The sequence below is a fragment of the Streptomyces carpinensis genome (genome assembly GCF_002154505.1).
GTDB classification, from domain to species: Bacteria; Actinomycetota; Actinomycetes; order Streptomycetales; family Streptomycetaceae; genus Streptomyces; species Streptomyces carpinensis.
The window spans coordinates 1-3163 of record NZ_MUBM01000344.1 but is presented as its reverse complement, the minus strand read 5'-3'; the positions used below and the strand labels follow the sequence as shown (position 1 = coordinate 3163).

Sequence of the window (3163 nt, the reverse complement as noted above, 5' to 3'; positions counted from 1 at the left end):
GGGCGGGCGGTGTGCCGGTCGCGCCGGTGGTGCCGTACGGCGGCGACCGCGCCCCGCACCGCCAGTGCGGCCAGGACCAGGGCCGACGCCCAGCGCAACGGCACCAGGACCGGTCGCAGCGCGTCGGCCAGGGCGGCGCCGCCCAGGGTGGCGAGGAGGGCGTAGAGACCGTCGGCGGTGGCGACGCCGAGCGCTGCGCACGCACCGGTCCGCAGGGACGTACGGGCGGTCAGGGAGACGAGGAGGGTCGCGACGGCGCCGACGGGCACGGCGATGCCGTAGCCCGCGACCAGCCCCGCGACGAGCGCGGCCGTCACGACCGCGGCGGACCGGGCCTCCGGGGGCGGCCGGGCTGCTGTCGGCGCGCCACCGGGAGGGCGGCGGCGGACATCAGCGGCGGGAAGACGTCGATCGTGGGCATGGCCGGATCGTGCGCGATCGGGTCCTGCCGAGGCAACCTGTTTATGAAGCGGAAGAAGCGCTTCCCGGCCAGATTCCGCAGGTAGCCCATCTGGCCGAAGTTCGCGTCGCCCCATGGATGCCTCGGGCATCTAATGGCGATCGGCACGACGCACCCTTCGTCTGCGAGGTCTTCCATGCCGGACCTGACCACCGAACCGTCCCAGCCCGTGGCCTTCCCACAGGACCGCAGCTGCCCCTATCACCCGCCCACCGGTTACGACCCGGTGCGCGCCACCCGCCCGCTGGCCCGCGTCACCCTCTACGACGGCCGTCCGGTCTGGCTCGTCACCGGGCACGCCCTCGCCCGTGAGCTGCTGACCGACCCGCGCCTGTCCACCGACCGCAACCGCGACGGGTTCCCCGTGACCACCCCCCGCTTCGCGGCGATCCGCGATCGCACGACCGCGCTCCTGGGCGTCGACGACCCCGAGCACCGCACCCAGCGCCGCATGATGATCCCCAGCTTCACCCTCAAGCGCGCCACCGAGCTGCGCCCGCAGATCCAGCGGACCGTCGACGGGCTGCTGGACGAGATGATCGCCCAGGGGCCGCCCGCCGACCTCGTCGCCGCGTTCGCGCTGCCGGTGCCGTCCATGGTGATCTGCGCGCTGCTCGGCGTCCCCTACGCCGACCACGAGTTCTTCGAGGAGCAGTCGCGGCTGCTGCTGCGCGGCCCGAGCGCCGCCGTCGCACAGGACGCGCGGGACCGGCTCGAGGCGTACCTGAGCGACCTGATCGACCACAAGCGGAAGGAGCCCGGCGACGGCGTGCTGGACGACCTGATCCAGCAGCAGCAGCGCGAGGGCCGGCCGGGCCGCGCGGAGCTGCTCGCGCTGGCCGTCATCCTGCTCGTCGCGGGCCACGAGACCACCGCCAACATGATCTCCCTCGGCACCTACACCCTCCTCCAGCACCCCGACCGGCTGGCCGAGCTGCGTGCCGACCCCGCGCTGCTGCCGGCGGCGGTGGAGGAACTGATGAGGCTGCTGTCCATCGCGGACGGACTGCTGCGACAGGCCACCGAGGACATCGAGGTGGCCGGCACGACGATCCGGGCCGGCGACGGGGTGGTCTTCTCGACCTCCGTCATCAACCGCGACCAGGACGTCTACGCGGCCCCGGACACCCTCGACTTCCACCGCCCGGCCCGCCACCACATCGCGTTCGGCTTCGGCATCCACCAGTGCCTGGGCCAGAACCTCGCCCGCACCGAGCTGGAGCTCGCCCTGGGCAGCCTCGTGCAGCGGCTCCCCACGCTCCGGCTCGCCGCACCGCCGGAGGAGATCCCCTTCAAACCCGGCGACACGATCCAGGGGATGCTGGAACTCCCCGTGACCTGGTAAGAGGCTCCGTCATGCGCATCGACATCGACAAGAACCGCTGCATCGGGGCCGGCCAGTGCGCGCTGGCCGCCCCGGGGGTGTTCACCCAGGACGACGAAGGCTTCAGCGCGCTGCTGCCCGGCCGGGAGGACGGAGGCGGCGACCCGATGGTCCGCGAAGCCGCCCGGGCCTGCCCCGTCGGCGCGATCAGCGTCACCGAGCCGGCGAAGTGACGCCGGCGACCGCCCCCGGCTCGCCGACCACGGCCAGCGCCAGCCGGCGCAGCCGATCCGGCGCCGCGATCACCTCGTAGGAGACGATCCGGTCCTCGCGGACGGCGATGTCCAGGGCGAACAGGAGCCGGCCGTGCGGTGCCACCACGGCGCCGACCCGGCCGTCGACCAGGGCGACGGCGGCGAAGCGGGCACGGTGGCGCAGCGCGACCGTGCCCTCGGCCACCGCCCGCGCCCCGCGCAGCTCCGCCGGCACCCCGGCCGGCAGGGCGGCCGGGTCGGCCCGGCGCACGACGTCCGGGGCGAGCACGTCCAGCAGCGCGCCGAGATCCCCGCCCCGTGCGGCGGACAGGAACGCCTCCACGACCCTGCGGTGCCCCTCCAGCTCGGCGCCGGAGGACGCCGGGGCGCCGCGCACCTTCTGCCGGGCCCGGCTGGCGAGCTTCTTCGCGGCCGGCTGCGAACGGTCCACGACCACAGCGATCCGGTCGAAGGGCACCGCGAACAGATCGTGCAGCACGAAAGCCACCCGCTCCAGCGGGGTCAGCGTGTCGAGCACGACCAGCAGGGCCACGCCCACCGACTCGGAGAGCAGCGCCTCCTCCTCGGGCGCGCGCCCGTCGCCCGGGCCCGCCTCCTCCGGCGCCTCGTGCCCGTACGGCTCCTCGCGCCGCGCCGTACGGGAGCGCAGCATGTCCAGGCAGACACGGGAGACGACCGTGGTCAGCCAGCCGGACAGATTGTCGATGCCGTCCGCGCCGGTGCGGCCGAGCCGCAGCCAGGTCTCCTGCACCGCGTCGTCCGCCTCGCTGAGCGAGCCCAGCATCCGGTACGCGACCGCCCGCAGCCGCCCCCGCCGCTCCTCGAACCGCCGGGCAAGTTCGTCGTCGCCCGCCATGAGGCCCATGGGTCACCTTTCCGTGTCGTGCTCCGTCACCCCACTGACGAACCGGACACGATCGAGGTGACCCTTCCATGCTGCTGCACATCGACTCCAGCGCCGACGCGACCGCCGACTCGGTGAGCCGACGGCTGACGGCCCGCTTCGTGCGCGCCTGGCGGACGCGGCACGGCACGGCGCAGTACCGCCACCGTGACCTGGCCACCGCCCCCGTGCCACCACTCACCTCCGCCTACACCACCCTG

5 protein-coding genes are annotated in these 3163 nt (G+C 74.2%); 2 read left to right on the top strand and 3 right to left on the bottom strand.

Features of this window, described 5'->3' with window-relative positions; genetic code table 11:
- Both BZY54_RS37505 and BZY54_RS37500 read right to left on the bottom strand, forming a co-directional pair.
- The coding region (locus BZY54_RS37505; protein ID WP_158103975.1) for a LysE family transporter at window positions 1-317 on the bottom strand (317 nt) is incomplete at its 3' end.
- A complete protein-coding gene (locus BZY54_RS37500; RefSeq protein ID WP_086729795.1) occupies window positions 314-598 on the bottom strand; it encodes a hypothetical protein in 285 nt (94 codons plus the stop codon). The genes BZY54_RS37505 and BZY54_RS37500, both read right to left, overlap by 4 nt.
- Here BZY54_RS37500 and BZY54_RS37495 point away from each other — a divergent pair.
- The gene (locus BZY54_RS37495) at window positions 597-1805 is read left to right on the top strand and encodes a cytochrome P450 (protein WP_086729793.1); all 1209 of its coding nucleotides are present in this window, start codon (window positions 597-599) and stop codon (window positions 1803-1805) included. The two genes, BZY54_RS37500 and BZY54_RS37495, sit on opposite strands and share 2 nt — an antisense overlap.
- Before the next feature lie 11 nt (window positions 1806-1816).
- Window positions 1817-2017: a ferredoxin gene (locus BZY54_RS37490; RefSeq protein ID WP_086729792.1), complete on the top strand. Its 201-nt coding sequence runs from the start codon at window positions 1817-1819 to the stop codon at window positions 2015-2017.
- Here the strand turns inward: BZY54_RS37490 and BZY54_RS37485 are convergent.
- On the bottom strand, window positions 1998-2915 hold the full coding sequence (locus BZY54_RS37485) for a sigma-70 family RNA polymerase sigma factor (protein ID WP_086729797.1): 918 nt from the start codon (window positions 2913-2915) through the stop codon (window positions 1998-2000). The genes BZY54_RS37490 and BZY54_RS37485 overlap by 20 nt on opposite strands.
- Window positions 2916-3163 lie beyond the last annotated feature (248 nt).